Source organism: Pseudozobellia thermophila (assembly GCF_900141855.1).
GTDB classification, from domain to species: Bacteria; Bacteroidota; Bacteroidia; order Flavobacteriales; family Flavobacteriaceae; genus Pseudozobellia; species Pseudozobellia thermophila.
The window spans coordinates 255868-279649 of the sequence record NZ_FQYU01000005.1 but is presented as its reverse complement, the minus strand read 5'-3'; the positions used below and the strand labels follow the sequence as shown (position 1 = coordinate 279649).

Genomic DNA, 23782 nt, shown 5'->3' with positions numbered 1-23782 from the left:
TCGTTCGTTCCGTCCGCATCCGCATCGGTCAAACTCAATGTACTGTTCGTGGTATTCGTATCCGTCAAGGCGGCGATATCGGCCAATGGAATAGAAACTGTGTTTAAATCACTATCCGTTAATATAAGGTTAACCCCATCTTCGGACAGTGAGGCATTTGTTGTGTTAGTGTCATTGGAAGTCAGCTCCCACGAATCGCCATCCCAAAAATAAATGGTTCCGGTGTCGGTATTGACATAAATATCTCCCGTATCGGCCCCGGCCGGAGTCGATACCCCTGGAGCGGTAACCCCAGTACCGCTTAGCACCTCGCAATTACATTGGTCCTCTAAATTGACCGTAGTCTGTGCATAGGTTAATCCGGAGATTAGGAAAATTAAGATTAGACTTATTTTTTTCATGACCATTACTTTACTTAAAATCGTAGATTCAATATTTTTCTTGATGCTTAGATAAATACTGATTCCGCACGAAAACTATCTTTTCTGTTGTTCTAAGCTGAATTCTTTTCCGGTGGATCAAACCCAAAATACAGGACGTTTTTGGGTAAAATGGAGGGATAAGGCCCTTAGCCATTTCTGTCTTGGATAGCACCAAGATATATTTCGGTCAAGTTATCAAGCTTTGGGATGTGCCGAACCGTTCTTTTACGAACAATACATTAACACGCTACAAAATTAACCCTAGCCTTTCCCCATGAAAATAAATGTTGTGTAATTGTTAAAATGCAATGTATACGCCTTAAAAGTTGAGGTCGCCATTAATTCGTTCGTCGATTACGCTATGTATATCAATAGATTAGAGATGTTAAAGGGTACGAAAAATACGACGAATGCACCGTAAGAAACACCAAGCCATTATGGGGTTTTAGCCGGGAATTCGGGTGTCGACTTGCATCTTGGGCCAGGCACTTTTTTAGGATTCGATGTCCTTGCTAATTTTTCTTCACCCTGTAAGTAATACGTCTGTTCGTTATGACCGTGCGCACTTTTACGGTCAACAGGGCTGAAGCCGACGCAATGGAAGGACACGATGAACCGGATGTGGATGCCAATAGTACATATTGATATCCATTTTTATTCAACTGGGCCCCATACACCGTAAGTGATGTCGTGTGTACGCCAGCGTATTCGGATCCATTGGAAATATCGTTAAAAGTTGCCCCACCATCCGTACTTACCTGCCATTGATAGGTATCGGCATTCGTAACGGTAGCGGTAAAAACCGCATCATCATTTACAAAAACCGTTTGATCAGGTCCTATGTTCACAACCGATGGAAATTCCTCAACTAGGGTAATAGCGGTTCGAGTAGCACTTGTACATCCTCCAAAAACCGTACTCCTTGCTTCGGCATAGTAGGTACCTGCAGCACTGGGAGTAAACGATGTATTACCTTGAAGAAGCGGTGTTCCTCCCGAGGGATTGGCATACCAATCGACTGTTTGACCCGCATTTACCGAGGCCGTTAAGGTGGTTAAGGTACCGCCACTGCAATAGGTTTCATCACCGCCACTGACGGGTGCCGGTACCGACGGGCAGGAACAGGACGGTGCGGTCACCTCAATATCCCGGGAACAGCCCCCACTGGTTACCGTCACCGTTATATCATCCCCATCGGGTACATCCGCTATTTCCCAGACATTGGCGGAAGAGTTGGTAACAGTACCTGCGGTAGAAGTAACCGTACCCCCACTTACAGTCACCTCTAGACTGTAGGTCAAAGGTTGAAACAATACAAAGTTACAACTCGGTGCACTGGTTACCGAGATGGTCGGTGTAGGTTCCACGGTTACCCGAACCGTATCGGTATTCGTACAGCCATTGCTGTCCGTAACGGTCACCGTGTAATCAACGTCTACATTGCCCGAAGCATTTCCGCTTGGGGTTACCGTAATCGTCGGTGTTGTTTCCCCTGTACTCCACAGATAGGTATAACCCGTGCCGCTTCCTCCCGAGGCCGTGGCCGTTAGGGTTACCGATTCGCCATCACAGATGGTCTCATCAGATCCCGCATCTACGGCGGGTACCCTGACCCTTAATATCGCCTGATTTGACACTTGGTTGTCACAGACATAGGAAGAATTGGAAACCACGACCCGATATCTGTTATTATGATCGGACAGGTCCGGGTTTGTAATCGTTAGTACATCCGTTTGGGTACCACTGTATATTCCGGTGTCCGACAAATCGGTCCATGAACCACTGATTCTTTGCTGCCATTGATAAGTATTGCCCCCGGTAGTTACCACGGTAAAGGTTGTAGACCCTCCCGGACAAGCATCCGCATCTGTTGGGTGTACAGTAATTACAGGAGCAGCACCCGTTTGTAAGAAATCATAATTTCCATTGGAATCGGCATCGTTTGGGGCATCATAGGAAGCCGCTGCCACCGTACCGTCCGAATTAACCGTTGGGTTACCCGAGCCGTACATTCCGTTGCTATCCGTATCCGTACCCGCTCCATAAGCCTCATCGGCATCGTTACAACCATCACCATCGCTATCATCATCCAAATGATTGGGCGTGACGTCTCCATCCAAATCGCCACTTCTACAAGCGGTAAACCCAAAGGCGATATCATCTATTATTGAATAGGCCTGGGAAGAATCGTCTATTTGCCCGTACACGTAAAACCTAAATGCATATTCGGTATTCGCATCCAAATAAAGGGAACCGATTCCCAAATGTTGAAAAGTAGCATAGGTACTTCCGTTATCGGTATGTAAAACATCTTCTGACAAAGTTGTCCAAACGTTAGAGCCTACCTTGGTATAGGCCGTTGCCGTATAATAAGAATCCCCTTGATTAGGTTGGTACCAACCTGACCTAATTTGACTCAAGTGAAATGAAGATAGCTCGGACCCCGTGGTAAAAGATATTTCTACATAATCGCCGTTGGCAACAGCTTCCTCTTTATTCGCTGAAGACACAGGTTCTATTCGTAAATTACTGCCACTAACACTGAATATGGGGCTGTTCAGGACCATAGTCTCGGTTTCGTCCAATATCCAATCATTTATTTCCGGCGTATAATCGGTATCCATTTCCAGGTTGCCCGACGGGGTATTCAGCGTCCAAGCGAACTCATTCGATACGCTTTCTGTAGATTCGTCGCAATCGGAGATACCATCGTTATCGTCGTCTACATCACATCCATCGGGTATACCATCGTTATCACTATCAATGGCATCATCGAAATACGGACATTTATCGTTGGCATTGTTCACCCCGTCACCATCGTCATCACAGAGATCAGAGGTAACCGTGTAATCGGCACTACTTCCCTGGGCTTGTCCTCCACTAACCGCTATGGGAACCCCATTGTCATCCACCGGTCCTGAAATGGTTCCGTTGCTTTCTAAATCGGAAAAATCCAAACCACCGTCTCCTTCCAATGCATCAAAACACCCATCCCCGTCACTGTCCAAATCGTAAACAGCTGTAATACCATCACCATCCAAATCCCCACAACCGGTACTTAACATTACATTGTCTACATATAACAAGTCGTGATTATTTACCGGTGAAGATCCATCGAAACTTAATGTTACGGTATTTGACGTTGGTGTAAAGGAGAAGCTTCTAGAAACCATGTATAAGGTCTCATTTCCATTTTGGGCATTACCTCCATTAGCAACCGCTATCTGGGTCGAGGTTTCCGTATAGTATACTACACCATCTATCTTGACTTCGAGCGTTGACTCCCCAGAATAGTCGGCATAGGCACCAACGTCAAAAGTTATAGTATTTAAAATATTGGGAGATACGTTGATGGTTTGATAAAATGTAGCCGTACCGGCACCATTCCATTGTGCATAATAGGCACGGTTGGCATTTTTATTCCAACTTTGCCCAGAGCCTGTCCAACTGTTATAAAATATCCAATCGGTAAAATCGCCATTTTCAACAAGTGCAGAAGAGTCGATACATTCATCGGTGTCCAAAATACCATCGTTGTCGTTATCCAAATCGCATATATCATTGATCCCGTCGCCATCGGTATCTATACCTGCCGGATCTGCGCAAGGCTCATAAACGGTCACCGTTGCCGTATCGCTTTTCCCCTGTGCGGGGCAAATCGTGGATGTGGCATCGGTAATGGTATATTCGAAGGTAGTTCCGGGGAAAGCTGTTGCCCCGCTGTAGGTATAGGTAACCAAACCGTTATCGGCATCGTCTATGGTTACGCTACCGATGGCCGGTTGTACCACACTTTCTATAAAAAAATTTTCCCCATCGGGTTCGGAATCGTTTGCGAACAGATCGATTTGGACAGAAACCGTGTTTCCGTAGGAAACGACCTCCAAATCATCGTTGGCAATAGGAGGATTGGGATTTTCAATGGTTTCGGCATCCGTAGTGGTCATCGAATAATGGTTGGTTCCGGCTATGGTACTGGGTTGTGCCACGGTAGTGGCGACCAATCGGGTAACCCCATTGGTAGGGTGTACAAAATTGGGATATCTAACCTCTATAATATAGGTTTCATCTTCTCCCAAGGGCAAGCCAAAGTGAACCTGTTCGGGTTGCTGGGTACCATGACCGTACACCCCGTTGACCTGCCTAAGTCCACTGACAATGTTACCGGCACAGTCTTTTATGATTACATTGGTACCAATGGCCACACGACCCGGAAATCCCCCTGTAGTGCCATCGGCCGAACGGTCTTCGGTCACATTTACTATTAAGTGATTGTTTCTGTTGGCCGCGGGTAGATTATTGATATAAAGTTGATTGGAACTGTTGTTGATATTCATATAGATATCGAGGTCTCCGTCGTCATCGATATCGACCATGGTGGTGCCCTCGCCATCCCTGCCACTGTTAAAAGTTTCCGGATCCAGGCTAAAGGTCATTGGTGCCCCGCTACCTACCACCCCTGGTGCGGGAGTAGGACTATTTAACTGATTGATGAACAAGTAACTTCTACTATTCCCCACTAGAAGCAAATCGATATCTCCATCGTTATCGATATCACCACCGGCCAAGGCATCTATTCGTGCAGAAGAGGAGCCGCTATTGGTATTTGAGGGTTGTGGCAGACCGGGGAAAACGCTCGACCCCAGGGCCGTCCAAACTCCCGCCCCATCGTTTCTATATATTTGGGTTAAACCGTTTTCCGTCCATACCGCATCCAGATCCCCGTCATTGTCCAAATCCCACAATCCGTTGCCTCCCTTATTACTATTATAGGCCTGACCCAAGTCTGCCCCGTTGGCGAACATGCCCCCTTGATTGAGAAAGAAATCGTTTTCGTCACGTTTTCTCATAAAAATATCGACCCATCCATCATCATTCACATCTGCCGCCGTACCATAATCGCCATCGGTCGCATATTGGTTTAAACCATACTGGGTAACGCCATTGCCATTGCCCGTTGTGATATGGGTAAACAAACTGGCCGGGGCCGGATTTACAATGCTATGGGTGGTGTGGTCTATATAGTTGTTCCTTAACAATTCGATACCATAATTATGGCTGTCGAAAAATATATCGAGGTCACCATCCCCCTCAAAATCGAAGAAACCCGCTCCTTCCGTATTTAAATTACTAATATTAATAGTAGCCCCCGATCTTCCTATGGTAATAGGGGCAGTACCTCCCGCCCCATTTCCAAAAGTACCGTTTGCATTTTGTATAAAGATCTGAATTGCCACCCCCGATCCAGAACTACCGTGGGAATTGATCATAAAATCGGGCCGGCCATCGTTGTTCAAATCTCCCCATACGGCCTGTCTCTCGGCGGCATCGCTCCGCATACCAGGGGCCAAGGTACTTTGTACATTGGTAAAAGTACCGGCCGGGGATTGGCGCATCAAAAAGCTCTTAACACTAGAACCATTATTATTTTCCAGCACCAAAACATCGATAAGGCCATCTCCATCAAAATCGGCCCAAGCGTGTCCACCATCTTTTTGTCTACCCAAATTCAGGCCAAAAGAAGCTGCACTCTCAGTAAATGTGGTCTGTGCACTTAATTGTGTGCAGGCCAATAGGCCCAGCACCATTATGCCCTGGTATAGTAATCGTGTTCCCCCAAAAAGAGAAAGTTTCATTTTTCTTGATTTTTTGCCGATACGGGGTGGATATATGGCTCGGTTCGTGTTAGGGGATAAAAATCAGTTATTAAAACAAACCCTTAAAATAAATGTTGTCAATACCCAATTGTTAATGGTCAAATAAAAATAAATTGAAGAATAAATATGTAACTCCCTGTAAAACATAGTTTTTTCCAAGGATTTCACATAAGAATTAACCTACAAACAACAGCGATCTATTGTTTATTCACCCTATAGGTAATGCGTCTATTGGTAATTACGGTATACGCTTTTATAACGCTGTGAGGTGAAAATTCAGAGGTGGTATTGGCTATTGTTGAAGTGGTGGTAAGATATTGGCCGAACGCAACCCCACTAGGCAGGGGCATACTAAATCTATACTTGTTCGTACTGTCGGTATTGCCATCGAGGTCGGTATAATTACCTGTTTGGGCATCCAAATCATCTCCAGACCCCTCGATAAAGGTGCCCAAATATATCTGGCCTTCGCCATAGTCGGTAGAGAACGCAAACTGATTGTCTCCTGCCGCTGCCGTGCCTTGACCTACATCACTTAAAAATACTTCTATACGGGCCCCTGGCCGACTCCACCCCTCAAAAACAAGATTGGTACCACTGATATAGGCACCGGTGATAATCGGAAAGTTGTTTAGGCCGTTGGGGCCACTATCGCCATCGCCATTGTCATTCAATGTTACCCCGTCGCCGTTCAAGTCAATACCCAAACTAGGAACGGTCGTTCCGTTGGCATACATTGAATTCCGACTTATGGTATTGGAAATGCCAGCCGTCACAACGACACCTTGCCCTGCATTGGAATAGATCCTGTTTTGAAAAATGGTTGCCGTATTGCCGTTCGTTAGGATGCCCATGCCTTCAAAAGAGCCACTGCAGGAACCTCCATTTTGCCCCGAACCCGTAATGCTATTGTTGGAAACCAAGACCCCGTCGACCCCGTCGATCTCGATACCGGCCGCGGCCGCAGCCTCTATTAAGTTTCCCTCGATACTTATGTTGTTTCCCCCTGAAATTAAAATATTATCCGAACAGGGCGTACTTCCATTGGCTGTCAATTGATTACCCTGTATAGTGGCCCGCCCTCCGCCATCGATAATGATACCTGCTTCGGTATTTCCCGATATAAAATTGGAAGCTATCGTAACCTCCCCTCCGATATGTTCTATACCATAGTCAATATTACCTGAAGGAAGCCCCAAGGCGTCTACCCCCAAAAAGTTGTTCGACAGGTTGGCAATCCCTCCTAAAACCCGAATCCCAGCATTGTTATTGGCAAAGACCGAAACATTCCTTACCGAAGCCTGGTCCGCATTCAGCTCCAATACATCGCCATTATCCCTATGCACTTGTATTTCGGGCCTATCATAATCGGGAAGGGCCAAATTGGACACCCCTACGGTAGTGCCTCCGGCACCAACCGTACCCGTATTGGTGTTGCCCGAATAGGCCGTTTGGGTCCTCCCATCTATGATCGTATTTGAACCGGTAATGCTGGTAAGCGAAGTCGAACTGGAAATCGAGATATCGAAATATCCCGAGGCGTTATAGTTGGCATCGGCCGCCCTACCCAAACTATCCCCTATGGGGGGTATCATAAATATGGATACATCTTCCCCGGGCCCTGGATCAAAAATTGGATTCGCTTCGATGTCCAGTCCGGTTTCTCCAAGGTTATTGCTGTTTACGATAAATTGGTTCAGGGAACCTTGCCCGTATTCGTTAGTATTTACGATGGTATTGAAGTTAAACCCGAAATCAATGCCCACCACACCGTTTCCGGAAACCTCGACATCGGAGATACTTTGCGCATTGGCCATTACCCCCAAGGAAACATCTTGGGCGGCGGCCGGATCGGCTCCGCCCACCTCGTTCGTAAATTCCTCTATGCTTCCGGAAACCGTGCCTGTACGATAGGTCTGTACCGGGTAACACGACGAACAATTCGCCCCATTGTCGCGGGTAGACCGCACCGTCGAACTTACTACTTTTACAAAGTAGTCGCCATCGGCCATTCCCCCAAAGGAATAGTATCCGTCAGCTTCCGTACTCTTTCTTTGGATAAAGGTTCCGGACGAATCAAAAAGCTCTACGATTGCCCCTGAAATTCCGACACCGCCGGCGGTTACTCGATCTCGGCCCGGCCCACCGGCATAATTGACATCTTCGAACACACGACCGGCAATAAGGTTGGAGGGTACCTTTAAGACCACGGCTGCCGAAATGACAAAATCCTGCCCTACATCGACATTGGCCGTCACCTCGCTATCGGAGGGCTGAATAAACGCTGAAATGTCGTAGGTATCCAAGTCGACCCCGTAGGTGTTGGCATTGTTGTACACAGGTGGCCCCACCGTATTATCGTATATTGTGGAGTTATAGGAGTTATTGCCTGTTTGGCCGCCATCACCGGATAGTATAAAATTTTGATTTCGCTGATTGGTAATGGACAATTCTTCAGGATTTGTAGACGACGAACTAGAACCATCGAGATCGGGATCTCCCTCCCACGATAAAAAAGAAGCTTTGGCCCCTGTACCCGAAATAGCATAAAACGAATCCAAGGTAAATGAATTGCCATCATTACTGAGCCCATCAAAACCTTGGTACAAGTTGATGTTTACCGCTGGCAGGGAACGGTCTTCATAGAATACCATCAATGCCCACCCCCCCAATACGGTATTGGTACTGCAATAACTTCCCGTATTGTCGATTGTCAAGTCGCTGAAGTCAAAAACATTGCCCGTCAAATCGGTTATACCTTGAACGATGGTCGTTACCTCACTTACGTATCCGAAAAAATTTCTATTGTCCAAAGAGGTCTGGTACAAAAAATTGGCGGAAACGTTTTGACCTTCAAAGGTAACGTCGGTATCGCGTACCGTGCTTGAATGCGACCAATAGAGGTAAGCCCTTTTAACGGTTGCCGTAGCGGGAATAGGTGAAACCAAACTGTTGGAGGAAGAAGTTGTGACCGCACAGGGATCATTCCCGTTCGAACTTGTCCGCAAGCTTCCTCCCGTGGTAGAATAGTCGTAATAGCCATCAAATTCTTGAAACAAGGTCAGGGGATCATTGGCCAGGATTTGCGAGTTGATCGTTCCCGTACCTTTGTCGTTATAGTTTACTACCGCATATTGGGCGGATGCACCGGTAAACTCGATTGTAAAATCTTCGGCGAACTCGGGCACACCATCATTGGCAATGGGTACCGAGATGGTCTGAACATTGTTCAGTTCCCCCGTGAACGTCAATGTACCGGAGGTGGCGGTATAATCACTCCCCGCCAGGGCAAGTCCGTCCACAGTCCTAAAATCAACTGTAAAAGGCGCTTCCACGAAGCCCAGGAGAAAGATATTCCGACCGTGGGCCGCTCGGGTCGATCTCACCGTAAATACCGCATTGCCCACATCTTCGTCGAAAGAAATGTCGTCGATTACAATAATCGGTCCGTCGGGAAAACAATTGATTTGAGCTTCCCATCCGGCTCCCGTATTGGCGCCGTTGGAAACAAACCTAAATGTTAGACATCCCGATGCGTGCGAAGAGTTAATGCTGGTAGGAACGTTGGCACTATCGTACTGCCCTATCAACGTACCACTGGTATTGGAACCTTCATAGACATAGAGCACATCGCCGGATACGATTTCAAAACTTGTAAAATTTATATTGATATAGGTATCGGCCGTATCGGGGCATATCGTATAGGTTATATCTTGGTTGTTGCCGTAATTGGAAAGTCCCCCCGGGTCAAAAAAGGTATCACTGCAAGTTGTTGCACTACCTCCATCGGTCATAATCAGGGCATCGTCGTCAATAATTGTTATCGTTGCCGTATCGCTAATATCTACTTGGGGATCCGAAGCCAGGGTAAACCCCAGCACAAAATTCTCAGGGTTCTCCATAGTGCCGTCATCAACAATAGGCACCGAAATGGTTTCGGTTTCACCTGCCGTACCATTAAAGCTCAAGATTCCCGATGCCCCCGTATAATCACTCCCATCGATAGCCGTGCCATCGCTGGTCTGATAGTTAAGCGTAAAAGGGCCCGTAGCATTGGATCCCGTATGCCTTACCGTTAAGATGGCATTGCCCCCATCTTCGTCGATGGTTACATCGTTTATTTCCATGATAGGTATGGAAGCCGGAAAAGTTGCCGTAATCTGAAAGTTATCGATATACGCATAGTCATTATTATTCCAATTGAATCCTGATCTTATGTATCGAACGGTCGTGGTCGCCGAAATATAACCCGAAATATCTTGACTGAAGGTTCCTGAATTGTTGCTTCCGCTGATAGTGCCCACTGTAGCGTAAGATGCCCCCCCATTATTGGAAACCTGTACGCCCAAGGCCCTGCCCCCGGTAAGGCTTATAGCCCGATAATCAAAACTTAGGATAGCCGATGTCGCACCATTTAAATTGGCCGATCTGCGTACGGTTTCCGACCAGATATAATACAGTTCGAGGCGGTTATTTCTTATTCTAATATACTCATTTGTCGGTCCGGCGTTCGTATCGCCCGTTTCGATCCAATCGGTACTAAAGTTTGAACTACCATCGTTATTGGAATAGGATACGGTACTAAAATTATCGCGATAGGTTTCCTGTGCGAAAAGCTGTGTAGAAAACAGGATCACCACAATGGAAAAGAAATATCTTGAACGTTTATTAAGCATTTATAGTGCTATGTAACAATGGGATACGAAGACCCGATTGCCATTGACTTACAAAAGTATTTCTACCAGTCCACTTCCCGAAGAAAATGTTGTCAACCGTGTCAATTCTATATGCCAGATGAGGCTTTTACAAGGTTTACACCTTGGTAAACATTTGAAATTCAAACAATAAAACCTTTAAAAATCGAATAAAAAGGCCATAAAAAAAGGCAACAGATGTAAACTGTTGCCTTTAGGGGTTGGGTCTTTAGTTAAACTATTCGAGTATAATAAACTCCGATCTTCGGTTCAATTGGTGTTCCTTGTCGGAGCATTTGACACCATTGGCACACCTATTGATCAATTTTGTCTCGCCATAGCCCTCGCTCTGCAGTCGGTCTGGAGAAATACCTTTTTGTATCATATAGTTGACGGTCGACTCTGCCCTTTTCTGCGACAGCCAAAGGTTATAGGCATCTTTGCCCCTACTGTCGGTGTGGGAGTTGACCTTGATCTTTAAGCTGGGGTATTTTTCCATGGCGGCGATTACTTTCTCAACTTCGATCTCGGAATCCTTACGGATATTGTACTTGTCGAAATCAAAGTAAATGGTACTCAATTGCAATAATTTCGCCAAGTCGTCGCCGAAGCCTGCACTAACGGTATTACGCTCCAAAAAGAAGTCGACCGTCTTCGGCGAACCGTCCGATTTTCCCAGATATTCTTCGGCCGGAATATAACCTTCGGTCAAAGCCCTTACAAAATTCCCTTGGTCGCAGTCCAAGAGCAAGGAATACTTACCTTCCGAATCCGTTATCGCCGACATGACCTCGTTGTTGTCCTCGTCGATAACCTTTACAGTGGCCCCTACCAATACCTCGTTCGATATTTTGTCCCTGACGGTACCGGAAACCCTTTGCTGGCAATCCAAAACAAGCGGCTTGGTTTCGATAAAGGAGTAAATATCATCGGCTCCCTGGCCTTCGGACCGATTGGAGGCGAAGTACCCTTTTTTGGTTGCTTCATCAAATATAAAGGTGAAATCGTCGTACCGTCCGTTTACGGGTTCACCAACGTTCAACACTTTGCCTTGAACTTGGTCGTCCTCGATTTTGGTGGCAAATATATCGAGCCCCCCGAGTCCGGGATGGCCATCTGAGGAAAAGTAGAGGATGTTTTCCTTAGTAACGTAGGGAAAGGTTTCCCTAGCCTCCGTATTGATGGCATTTCCCAAGTTTTCAGGTTTTCCAAAGCTTCCATCTTCCTTTATGGCCACCCTGAATATATCCGATTCGCCCAAGGTTCCCGGCATATCGGAAGCAAAATACAGGGTCTTTCCATCGGGGCTCAAGGCCGGATGGGCCACGGAATAATCATCGCTGTTAAACGGCAATTCCTCAATATCGCCCCACACCCCTTCGTCGTTCAGGCTAGCCCTAAAGATCTTGAGGCGGATAATTCCCTTTTCATCCTTGATGTACTTGCCTTCCTTAAAATTATTTCTCGTAAAGTAGAGTACCGTGCCCTCTTCATTGGTAGCGGTAGTCGACTCGTGTAGGCGCGTGTTCACGTGGTCGCCCAGTTTGACTACCAGGTTGTTGGAGGCACTATCGGCATTTACCTTATACAGGTCCAAGAAATCCTTCGAATTCCATGTATGTCTATATCGGGCAAAATTTCCGGTATCCCTATCGGAAGAAAAAAGAAGTCCCTCCTTATAAAATGTAGGGGCAAAATCGGAATAGGGCGAATTGTACTGAAAGGGGGCCACATTGTACCGGCCCGAATTTTTTTTGATCTCGGCCAAATAGTCCCGCTCTTCCTTATAGGTCGAGGCCCTTAAATCGTCGGATGTGGATTCGGTAAACTTGGCCATGACCTCATTGGAGGCCTCGTATTCTTCTATGGTCTTCAGCGACTGTGCGTAGCGAAAATAATATTCGGGCGTTACATCGTCGGGGTATTCATCCACCAACCTTTTGTAGGTGTTGGCGGCATCTTCATAATCGGCATTGTAGTAGTATGAGTTGCCCAATTTTTTCAATAGATCGGCCGACGAATAACCCTTGTCAAGCACCTTTTTAAAGATGTCTATGGCAGGCTTAAAAGAGTATTCCTCATATTTTTCATTGGCCTTTGTCACCAATCGATCCGGTTTCTCTTGGGCGTAGCCGCCCAAGTTCGTTAGGATCAGTAAAGCTAGTAGTATGTGTATTTTTTTCATCATGGAACTGCGGTTTAGAAGAATCGGGGAGAAACTAATTTTTCAAATGACTTAACCAATTCCCATCGAAGAAAGACTTCAAAAGACCCACTATTGAACTGGGTATCGCCGAGGGAAGTAGTTTCCGAATCATATGCCAATCCCAACATGATCTGATCCGTGATCTGAAATCCGGCCAGTCCGCTAACCGCGGCATCCCAGCGATAAGCCGCACCCAAGGAGAATTTTTCCGCGAAAAGGAAACTCGTCGACAGATCTACCTGGAGCGGGGCTCCCCCGACCACCTTGGTCAAAAGGGCAGGCTTAAACTTAAGGTTATCGTTTAAATCGAATACATAACCGGTAATCATGTAAAAATTAATACGGTCTTGTGACAGAAAATCGATATCGTTGGCATCGTTGGACGAACCATCAAAATGCTCGGTTTCCAAGAGGTTGGGGGCCGAAAGCCCTGCGTAAAAGCGATCCGTATGGTAGTACAGTCCCAAACCGAAATTGGGGGAAAACTTATTCTCTATGTTATCGGTATTGGTCGCTTCCTCAAAACCGGGCCTTTGTCTGAGTTGTTCGAAATCGAGGTTGAGGAAATTCCCCCCCAATTTCAGTCCGAAGGACAATTTTCCCTTTAAGGACACGTCTATGGTGTAGGAGACCAAGGCATCCAAATAGGTTTCCTGGATCGTCCCTTCTCCAATTTTATCGTTTACAATCGAAATTCCGTAGCCTATCCTACTGTTTCTGACCGGGGAATGGAGGTTTAAGGTCCATGTTTCGGGAGCCCCGTCTACCCCCACCCACTGCGATCGATAGAGGGCCGCTACGCTAAGCTGTCCCCTAGAGCCTGCATAGGCCGGGTTTACACTCATGGTATTGAACATATACTGGGTGTATTGGGCGTCTTGTTGTGCCCAAGCCCCACTCCCAAAAAGTACGACTAAAAACAAGGATGCTAAAAGGCTATTTTTTATTGCCATAAGGTTTTCAAATATATTATTTGCTAATGTAGATATAGCCTCTGTCCGCTATATTTTTATTATCAACCGTGGTGTACTCAAAGATATAAAAATATACCCCCGCCGGTAAATAATCTCCGACGCTCACTGTACTCCTACCCTTAGAACGGCCATCAAAGACATTGTTTTGGTTGTTGTAGTCTTCGCCGTGGTATACTTCAACCCCCCATCTATTAAATATTCTCAATGAGTTGTTCAGGGCCTTGTCTACATTCTCTATCCAGAGGAACTCGTTCTTCCCGTCACCGTTAGGGGTTACCATTTGCATGACCACGATTTCCGTCGTCTCGCTTGGATCTAGGTACGAAGGCGTACCATCGTTATCACCATCATCGTTGGTAGGGTCGCCGTCGTTGTTCAGGTCTTCGTTCGGTGTATCGATACCATCCCCATCGTCATCGAAATCGCGGTAGTTGACATCTTCCGTACCATCGGTATCGGGCAGGTCGTTGGCGGGATCGTCGATTTCGTCGTTGACGTCGAAGCCATCGTTGACATCCGAACCTTCGTAGCCGTCGTCAAGACCATCACCGTCGGTATCGGTACCGGTAAACGTCTGGTCGGGAACACCGTCGAAGTTGAAATCGTTGCCCTCGTTGTTGTCGGGCACCAGGTCGTTGTCGCTATCCAGGTCGATATAATCGGGAGTATCGGCCCCATCGGTGTTTACCGGGGTAAGTCCGTCGGGATAAGCCGAGTTCAATCCGTCGTTTTCGGCATAGGTAGCCTCATCGTCGTCGTTGGGCGGTATATAGCCATCGGTGGTCTGGGCCTCTACGTTATCGGGAATACCGTCGTTATCGGAATCGATATCCAAATGGTCGGGGTAACCGTCGCCATCGGTATCCCATGGTTCGGTATTGGGGTCGTTGTCCCCATCCCAGTTGGGGTCTTCAACGGTATCCAATATTCCATCATTATCATCGTCCAAATCGACACTATCGGGCACCCCGTCTCCATCGGTATCAATGTCAGGCATTGGGCTACTGTCGGGATCCAGGTAATCGGGAGTACCGTCTTCATCGGTGTCGTCGTTGGTAGGATCGCCATCCCCGTCGGCATCCTCGTCGGGCGTATCGATACCGTCGCCGTCATCATCGAAATCGCGGTAGTTGACATCTTCGGTACCATCGGTATCGGGCAGGTCGTTGGCGGGATCATCGATCTCGTCGTTAACGTCGAATCCATCGTTGACATCCGTACCTTCGTAGCCATCGTCAAGACCGTCACCGTCGGTATCACTACCGACGAACGTTTGATCAGGAACACCGTCGAAGTTAAAATCGTTGCCCTCGTTATTGTCGGGAACAGTGTCGTTATCGCTATCCTCATCGAGATAGTCCGGTGTGCCGTCACCGTCGGTATCCACAGGGTCAAGTCCGTCAGGATAGGCCGAATTCACCCCGTTGTTCGCCTCGTAGGTAGCCTCGTCGTCGTCGTTGGGCGCAATATAGCCATCGGTGGTCTGGGCCTCTACGTTATCGGGAATACCGTCGTTGTCGGAGTCGATATCCAAATGGTCGGGGTAGCCGTCACCGTCGGAATCCAAGGGATTGGTAAGCGGGTCGTTATCGCCGTCCAAATTGGGGTCTTCCACCGTATCCAAGATTCCGTCGTTGTCGTCATCGAGGTCGGTGCTATCGGGCACTCCGTCACCGTCCGTATCCTTTGTAGTGTCTTCACTGGGATCGAGGTAATCGGGCGTACCGTCTTCATCGGTGTCGTCGTTGGTGGGGTCGCCATCCCCGTCGACATCCTCGTCGGGTGTATCGATACCGTCGCCGTCATCATCAAAATCGCGGTAGTTGACATCTTCGGTACCATCGGTATCGGGCAGGTCGTTGGCAGGATCGTCGATCTCGTCGTTGACGTCGAAGCCATCGTTGACATCGGAGCCCTCGAAACCATCGTCAAGACCGTCACCATCGGTATCAAGGCCTGTCGCCACTTGATTGGGCAGGCCATCAAAATTAAAATCATTGCCCTCGTTATTGTCGGGAACAGTGTCGTTATCGCTATCGTCGTCGAGATAATCGGGGGCATCCCCTCCATCGGTATTTACCGGATCGAGTCCGCCAATATAGGCCGAATTCACCCCGTTGTTCGCGGCATAGGTAGCCTCGTCGTCGTTGTTGGGCGCAATATAGCCATCGGTGGTCTGGGCCTCTACGTTATCGGGAATACCGTCGTTGTCGGAATCGATATCCAAGTGGTCGGGGTAGCCGTCACCATCGGAATCCAAGGGATTGGTAAGGGGTTCGTTATCGCCGTCCAAATTGGGATCTTCCTCAGAATCCAAGATTCCGTCGTTATCGTCATCGAGGTCAACGTTGTCGTATACCCCATCGCCGTCGGTATCGACACATACGATTGGAAGCACCCAGATCCGGATACCGTTTATCGGATAGCTCGAAGTGGTATAAAAGGTTATGTCGCTAACCGGGGCCTGCGATTCCCAAGAGAACCGATCAGGACCGTAAATTGATGAGGATGTTGTGTTCTCTACATAGTAATCGTCACCGTTTTGCCCAGAAATTACTCCGGAGGGCAAACTGGTGTTCAAAACATAATCTACCCCATCGAGGGCTATAATACCGTCTTTATGGTTGGCATCGACCCTTGCCGAATGTTCGGCTATAAGCAATACCGGTACGGAACCCGAAAACCTGAAGGTAGCCGGCAAATCCTTGTTCACCTCGAACAATTGAAGTGAACTTTTGGAGCTTGCGCCCTCGACGGTCACCAAAACGCTTCCCGCGGGCAGGCCCCATTTCGAACTAATATCAACATCGGTAGCATAGAGGCTGCCGTCGGTCACCCCGTCGGCAAACCCAAAGTCGGTAGTACGCAATTCGCGTTTCGCAACGACCGGACAGCCATCGTAAACTATAGGGTCGCCGGCAATGGCAACACTGGCAGAATTCAACGAGGAATCCGGTTGTGTATTTTCCACGTCTTTTGCGGTCGAAGTGGACAAACCAAAAAATAGCAATGAGGCAGAAAGCAAGCAAGTACCGCGTACTTTCTTCCTAAGGGCAAAAGGAGTAATTTTTTCCATAAATGTTTAGTTTCTATTCAACTAAGCACCATGGCATGTAGGAATATTAGGTTAGTGCAAGAAGTGGGAACTTCTGAATTTAAGGCGCAAGATATACTTAAAATTTAGATCATCAAATTGTTTACAAACTATATCGTATAGATAATCTTTTAAAGACATAATTACTCGTTAAACCGTTATTTGCGCCCCGCCGCCAGCCCTACCAAGATGCATCTTTCATCGATGAACTTATCTGCCCAGTCCGAATTTCAGGCCCATATGGAGGCAGCTGCGCGAAGTGGACAGGTAGTAAAACAGGGAAAACATTGTGGTAAAAAAGGCAATTGCCAACACACGCACAAAATATCATTTTTAAGCGTATTTTTGGGCAAATTTTCTACATGAGTTTCAAAGAACAGATTCAAAAACGAAGAACCTTCGGTATCATTTCCCACCCCGATGCCGGTAAGACCACCCTTACCGAAAAATTGCTTTTGTTCGGTGGTGCGATCCAAGAGGCCGGTGCCGTAAAGAACAATAAAATAAAGAAATCGGCCACCAGTGATTTTATGGAAATAGAAAGGCAACGGGGTATATCGGTGGCCACTTCGGTACTCGCCTTCCTCTATCGCGATAAAAAAATAAACATTCTCGACACGCCGGGCCACAAGGATTTTGCAGAGGACACCTTTAGGACCTTAACGGCCGTGGACAGTGTCATTGTGGTCGTGGATGTGGCCAAGGGCGTCGAGGAGCAGACCGAAAAGCTGGTAGAGGTCTGCCGGATGCGCAACATTCCCATGATCGTTTTCATCAATAAACTGGACCGGGAAGGTAAGGACGCCTTCGACCTATTGGACGAGCTCGAACAAAAGCTGGGCCTTTCGGTAACCCCCTTAAGCTTCCCCATTGGCATGGGATACGATTTTAAGGGCATCTACAACATCTACGAAAAGAACATCAACCTGTTTAGCGGCGACAGCAAAAAGAACATCGAAGAGACCATCGCCTTCGACGATGTCGACAGTCCGGAGCTCGAAAAAATAATCGGGAACAAGGCCGCCGAGGAGTTGCGCGACAATTTGGAACTCGTTCGCGGGGTATATCCCGACTTCGACAAGGAAAGTTATTTGAAAGGTACGCAACAGCCCGTATTTTTCGGCTCCGCCCTGAACAATTTTGGCGTGCGTGAGCTGTTGGACTGTTTTATAGAGATAGCTCCATCACCCAGGGCCAAAAAGGCCGAGGAGCGCATGGTCGAGGCCGATGAAAGGGCTATGACAGGCTTCGTTTTTAAAATACACGCCAATATGGACCCCAAGCATCGCGATAGGCTGGCTTTCGTAAAAATCGTATCGGGAACCTTTGAACGCAACAAACCCTACTATCACGTCAGGCAGGATAAAAACCTTAAATTTTCGAGTCCGAATGCCTTTTTTGCCGAGAAGAAGGAAATCGTAGACGTGTCGTATCCCGGTGATATCGTCGGGCTTCACGACACGGGGAACTTTAAGATCGGCGACACCTTGACCGAAGGCGAACAACTCCACTACAAGGGCATCCCCAGCTTTTCACCGGAGCATTTCAGGTACATCAACAACGCCGATCCGATGAAATCGAAGCAACTTTACAAGGGCATAGACCAGTTGATGGACGAAGGGGTGGCCCAATTGTTCACCCTCGAGATGAACGGCCGAAAGGTAATCGGGACGGTGGGCGCACTGCAGTTCGAGGTTATTCAGTACCGATTGGAACACGAATACGGGGCCAAATGCAGTTACGAGAACTTTCCCGTGCACAAGGCCTGCTGGGTAGCGCCCGAGGACCCCAAAAACGAGGAATTCAAGGAATTTCAAAGGGTAAAGCAGAAGTTTTTGGCCAAGGACAAGAAAGAACAGCTGGTCTTTTTGGCCGATTCGCAGTTCTCGTTGCAGATGACACAGCAGAAGTACCCCTCGGTCAAATTCCACTTTGTATCGGAATTCGATTGACCGGTAAATCCGTCAATAAAAAAACCCGCCATTAATAGTTAATGACGGGTTTCCTTTTTTAAGCCTCTCCTGTGGGCCCGAAATTGATCGGGATGGGAGGTTGCTCATAATCCTTTATCGTACCATGGGCCTTCTCAAAACGATGTACATTGTCGTTCAAGGCCTTGAGAAACTTCTTGGCGTGTTGCGGCGTCAGTACGATACGACTTTTTACCTTCGCCTTTGGGGCTCCGGGCATAATACTGATAAAATCTACCACAAACTCCGAAACGGAATGGTTGATAATGGCCAGATTAGAATAAATTCCTTCGGCCGTCTTTTCATCCAACTCTATGTTGATCTGCTTTTGTTTGTCTTTATCGCTCATGGTATCAATAAAAAAAGAACCGAGGAGCTTTCGAGCGGCCCATGTTCCGCGGCGAAAAGCCCCTAGGTTCCTTATTAATCAATCATTAAAATTTCAAGGCTTCCTTACGCGCCATGATCTCATCGTATTCCTCCTTGGAGCCAACGATGATGTTCTCATAGTCGCGCATACCGGTACCTGCCGGAATCTTATGCCCGACGATCACGTTTTCCTTCAATCCTTCCAAAGTATCTACCTTACCGCTTACCGCAGCTTCGTTCAATACTTTAGTGGTTTCTTGGAAAGAAGCCGCCGAAATAAACGACTTGGTCTGCAGCGAGGCTCGGGTGATACCCTGAAGTATCGGTGTGGCCGTAGCCGCAACCGCGTCTTTCGCTTCAACCAAGGCTTTGTCCGAACGCCTTAGAATGGAGTTTTCATCGCGCAACTCACGTGCCGTGATGATCTGCCCCTCCTTAAGGTTCTCGGAATCCCCTTTGTTGACGACCACTTTCTTGCCATAAATCTCATCGTTCTCTTTGATGAAATCATCCTTATGGACCAATTGGTTCTCCAAGAAAATCGTATCGCCCGGATCTTGAATACGTACTTTACGCATCATCTGCCTTACCACGACCTCAAAATGCTTATCGTTGATCTTTACACCTTGCAGGCGGTAAACCTCCTGCACCTCGTTCACCAAGTATTGCTGAACTGCGGATGGACCTTTGATCGCCAAAATATCCTCAGGGGTGATCGAACCGTCGGACAAGGGCATTCCTGCACGTACGTAGTCATTTTCCTGAACCAATATTTGGTTGGACAATTTGACCAAGTACTTCTTCACCTCGCCCAATTTGGACTCGATAATGATTTCTCGGTTACCCCTCTTGATCTTTCCGAACGAAACGACACCGTCAATTTCGGAAACGACCGCCGGGTTCGAAGGGTTACGGGCTTCGAAAAGCTCGGTTACCCTTGGAAGACCACCCGTAATATCACCGGCTTTTGCCGATTTACGAGGTATCTTGACCAAGATCTTACCTTCCTTGATCTTATCCCCGTCATCTACCATAATGTGCGAACCGACCGGAAGGTTGTACGAACGCAGGGTTTCGCCCTTGTCGCTCTTGATCAATAAGGTTGGAATCAGCTTTTTATTTCTTGATTCGGAGATTACCTTTTCTTGGAAACCGGTCTGTTCGTCAATTTCCACTTGGTATGTAACCCCTTGCTCAATATTTTCATAGGCGATCTTACCGGGGAATTCGGATACGATAACCCCGTTATAGGGATCCCAGGTACAGACTACGTCGCCTTTTGCAATGGTGGCTCCGTTCTCTACCATCAATTGTGAACCATAGGGAATGTTATTCGTACTCAAGGTGATACCGGTCTTGGCGTCGACGATCTTGATTTCCGATGTCCTGGAAATAACGATGTTCGCCGGGTTGCCCTCGGCGTCTTCACCCTGGACGGTACGCAAATCCTCGATTTCGGCCTTGCCTGAAAATTTGGCGACCAATTTGTTATCTTCCGAAATATTACCGGCAATACCCCCAACGTGGAAGGTACGCAAGGTCAGCTGTGTACCGGGTTCACCGATCGACTGCGCAGCTACAACACCGACGGCCTCACCGCGTTGAACCATTTTATTGGTAGAAAGGTTTCTACCGTAACACTTGGCACATATACCTTTCGGGGCTTCACAAGTTAGGGCCGAACGCACCTCGATCTTCTCGATTGGCGAGTTTTCGATCTTCTTAATATCGGACTCCATGATCTGCTGGCCGGCGCGCAACAACAATTCCTCGGTGACGGGGTCATATACATCGTGCAATGAAACCCTACCTAGAATACGCTCGCCCAAAGATTCAACGACTTCCTCGTTTTTCTTCAAGGCCTCGACCTCGATACCCCTAAGCGTACCACAATCTTCGATATTGATGATCACATCTTGCGATACATCGACCAAACGACGGGTCAAGTAACCCGCATCGGCCGTTTTAAGGGCGGTATCCGCAAGACCCTTACGGGCACCGTGGGTAGAGATAAAGTATTCGAGAATCGATAGTCCCTCCTTAAAGTTCGAAAGGATCGGGTTTTCGATAATTTCACCACCTCCGGCAGTCGATTTCTTGGGCTTGGCCATCAGACCACGCATACCGGTCAACTGGCGGATCTGTTCCTTGGAACCCCTCGCACCCGAATCGAGCATCATATAAACCGAGTTGAACCCTTGCTGATCTTCACGAATACGCTTCATGGCAAGTTCGGTCAACATGGCATTGGTAGAGGTCCAGACATCGATCACCTGGTTGTAACGTTCGTTATTGGTGATCAGACCCATGTTATAGTTGGCCATAATGCCATCGACCTGACCGTTGGCATCGGCAATCATTTCGTGCTTCTCCTGTGGGATGATAATATCGCCCAGGCTAAAGGAAAGTCCACCTTTAAAGGCGAAATCGTATCCCATGGTCTTGATCTTGTCCAAGAAATCGGCAGTGGTAGGAACGTCGGTGACGCTCAATATCCTACCGATAATGTCCCTTAGCGATTTTTTGTTCAATACCTCGTTGATGTAACCGGCCTGTTCGGGCACCTCCATGTTGAACAACACCCTACCAACAGTAGTCGGTATGATCTTGTACACCAGTTCTCCCTCTTCATTGAAATCCTTTGCACGTACCTTAATACCCGCGTTCAGGTTCACTTTTCCTTCATTGAAGGCAATTTCCACTTCCTCGGCCGAGTAGAAGGTAAGACCCTCTCCCTTGATCGGCACTTCGGGGGTAGATTTTCGCTCCTTGGTCATGTAATACAGACCCAATACCATATCCTGTGAAGGAACCGTAATCGGTGAACCGTTCGCAGGGTTGAGTATGTTATGCGAAGCCAACATCAACAATTGGGCCTCTAAGATGGCCTCGGGGCCCAAGGGAAGGTGGACCGCCATCTGGTCACCGTCGAAATCCGCGTTAAACGCCGTACATACCAAGGGGTGAAGGCGAATCGCCTTACCTTCGATAAGTTTGGGCTGAAAGGCCTGGATACCCAATCGGTGAAGCGTTGGGGCCCGGTTCAACAGAACCGGATGTCCTTTCAATACGTTTTCGAGGATATCCCAAACAACGGGTTCTTTTTTATCTATGATCTTTTTGGCCGACTTTACCGTTTTAACGATACCCCTTTCGATCAGTTTTCTGATTACAAAAGGCTTGTAAAGCTCGGCGGCCATATCTTTTGGAAGACCGCATTCGAACAATTTCATTTCAGGTCCCACGACGATAACCGAACGTGCGGAATAGTCGACACGTTTACCCAAAAGGTTTTGACGGAAACGGCCTTGCTTACCTTTCAATGAATCGGAAAGCGATTTTAACGGTCTGTTCGATTCGGTCTTAACGGCAGAGGCCTTTCTCGTGTTATCGAAAAGGGAATCGACCGCTTCTTGAAGCATACGCTTCTCGTTTCTAAGAATCACCTCGGGCGCCTTGATCTCTACCAACCTCTTCAAACGGTTGTTACGGATGATGACCCTTCTGTAAAGGTCGTTCAAGTCGGAAGTGGCGAAACGTCCACCATCGAGGGGTACCAGGGGCCTAAGTTCGGGCGGAATGACCGGAATTACCTTCATGATCATCCACTCGGGCCTGTTTTCCCTGTTTTCTTGCGATTCGCGAAGTGCCTCGACCACTTGAAGCCTTTTCAAAGCCTCGGTCTTTCTCTGTTTGGAGGTCTCGGTATTGGCCTTGTGGCGCAACTCGTAAGACAGTTCCTTAAGATCGATACGCGACAAAAGATCGATCAAGCACTCGGCCCCCATCTTGGCGATGAACTTGTTGGGGTCGGAATCTTCGAGATATTGGTTCTCGACCGGAATCGATTCCAAAATGGTCAAATATTCCTCCTCGGTCAAGAAATCCATCTTTTTTATTTCCTCTCCGTCGGGGCCTTTGGCTATACCGGGCTGAATGACCACATATCTTTCGTAATAGATGATCATGTCCAACTTCTTGGAGGGAAGCCCCAAGAGGTAGCCTATTTTGTTCGGCAACGAACGGAAGTACCAGATATGGGCCACGGGCACGACCAAATTGATATGCCCTACCCTATCGCGACGCACTTTTTTCTCGGTCACCTCAACACCACAACGGTCACATACGATACCGCGGTAGCGAATACGCTTGTATTTACCACAAGCACACTCATAATCCTTGACAGGCCCAAAAATACGCTCGCAGAAGAGCCCGTCCCGTTCCGGCTTATGGGTTCGGTAGTTAATGGTTTCAGGTTTAAGGACCTCACCGCGCGACTCTGCCAAGATTGATTCGGGCGAAGCCAATCCGATGGAAATCTTATCAAACCTTTTTACTGGATTATTATCTTTTATTCTAGCCATAATGTACTATGCTACTGTATTATAATGTATGT

9 protein-coding genes are annotated in these 23782 nt (G+C 47.6%); 1 reads left to right on the top strand and 8 read right to left on the bottom strand.

The features are described 5' to 3' along the window. From BUB37_RS14505 to BUB37_RS14480, 6 genes are all read right to left on the bottom strand, one after another. Positions 1–401: hypothetical protein (locus tag BUB37_RS14505; protein WP_212635298.1), on the bottom strand; the 401-nt coding region annotated here is incomplete at its 3' end. 533 nt (positions 402–934) lie between these two features. Then, the gene (locus BUB37_RS14500; protein WP_094766740.1) at positions 935–6058 is read right to left on the bottom strand and encodes an FG-GAP-like repeat-containing protein; all 5124 of its coding nucleotides are present in this window, start codon (positions 6056–6058) and stop codon (positions 935–937) included. A gap of 218 nt (positions 6059–6276) precedes the next feature. Then, complete coding sequence (locus tag BUB37_RS14495) at positions 6277–10755, bottom strand: Calx-beta domain-containing protein (protein ID WP_072994528.1); 4479 nt, start codon at positions 10753–10755, stop codon at positions 6277–6279. Positions 10756–11011: 256 nt separating this feature from the next. After that, the gene (locus BUB37_RS14490) at positions 11012–12961 is read right to left on the bottom strand and encodes an OmpA family protein (protein ID WP_072994527.1); all 1950 of its coding nucleotides are present in this window, start codon (positions 12959–12961) and stop codon (positions 11012–11014) included. Between the two features lie 11 nt (positions 12962–12972). Beyond that, complete coding sequence (locus BUB37_RS14485) at positions 12973–13932, bottom strand: PorP/SprF family type IX secretion system membrane protein (protein WP_072994526.1); 960 nt, start codon at positions 13930–13932, stop codon at positions 12973–12975. A gap of 16 nt (positions 13933–13948) precedes the next feature. Continuing rightward, positions 13949–17029, bottom strand: coding sequence for a T9SS type B sorting domain-containing protein (locus tag BUB37_RS14480; RefSeq protein ID WP_094766739.1), 3081 nt, complete (start codon positions 17027–17029; stop codon positions 13949–13951). 380 nt (positions 17030–17409) lie between these two features. Here BUB37_RS14480 and BUB37_RS14475 point away from each other — a divergent pair, with 380 nt between their 5' ends. Beyond that, positions 17410–18999, top strand: a complete 1590-nt coding sequence (locus BUB37_RS14475; protein ID WP_072994525.1) for a peptide chain release factor 3 — start codon at positions 17410–17412, stop codon at positions 18997–18999. Between the two features lie 58 nt (positions 19000–19057). Here the strand turns inward: BUB37_RS14475 and BUB37_RS14470 are convergent, their stop codons facing one another. Further along, the gene (locus BUB37_RS14470) at positions 19058–19366 is read right to left on the bottom strand and encodes a DUF3467 domain-containing protein (protein ID WP_072994524.1); all 309 of its coding nucleotides are present in this window, start codon (positions 19364–19366) and stop codon (positions 19058–19060) included. 85 nt (positions 19367–19451) lie between these two features. Next, positions 19452–23750, bottom strand: a complete 4299-nt coding sequence (gene rpoC, locus BUB37_RS14465; RefSeq protein ID WP_072994523.1) for a DNA-directed RNA polymerase subunit beta' — start codon at positions 23748–23750, stop codon at positions 19452–19454. Positions 23751–23782: the final 32 nt, after the last annotated feature.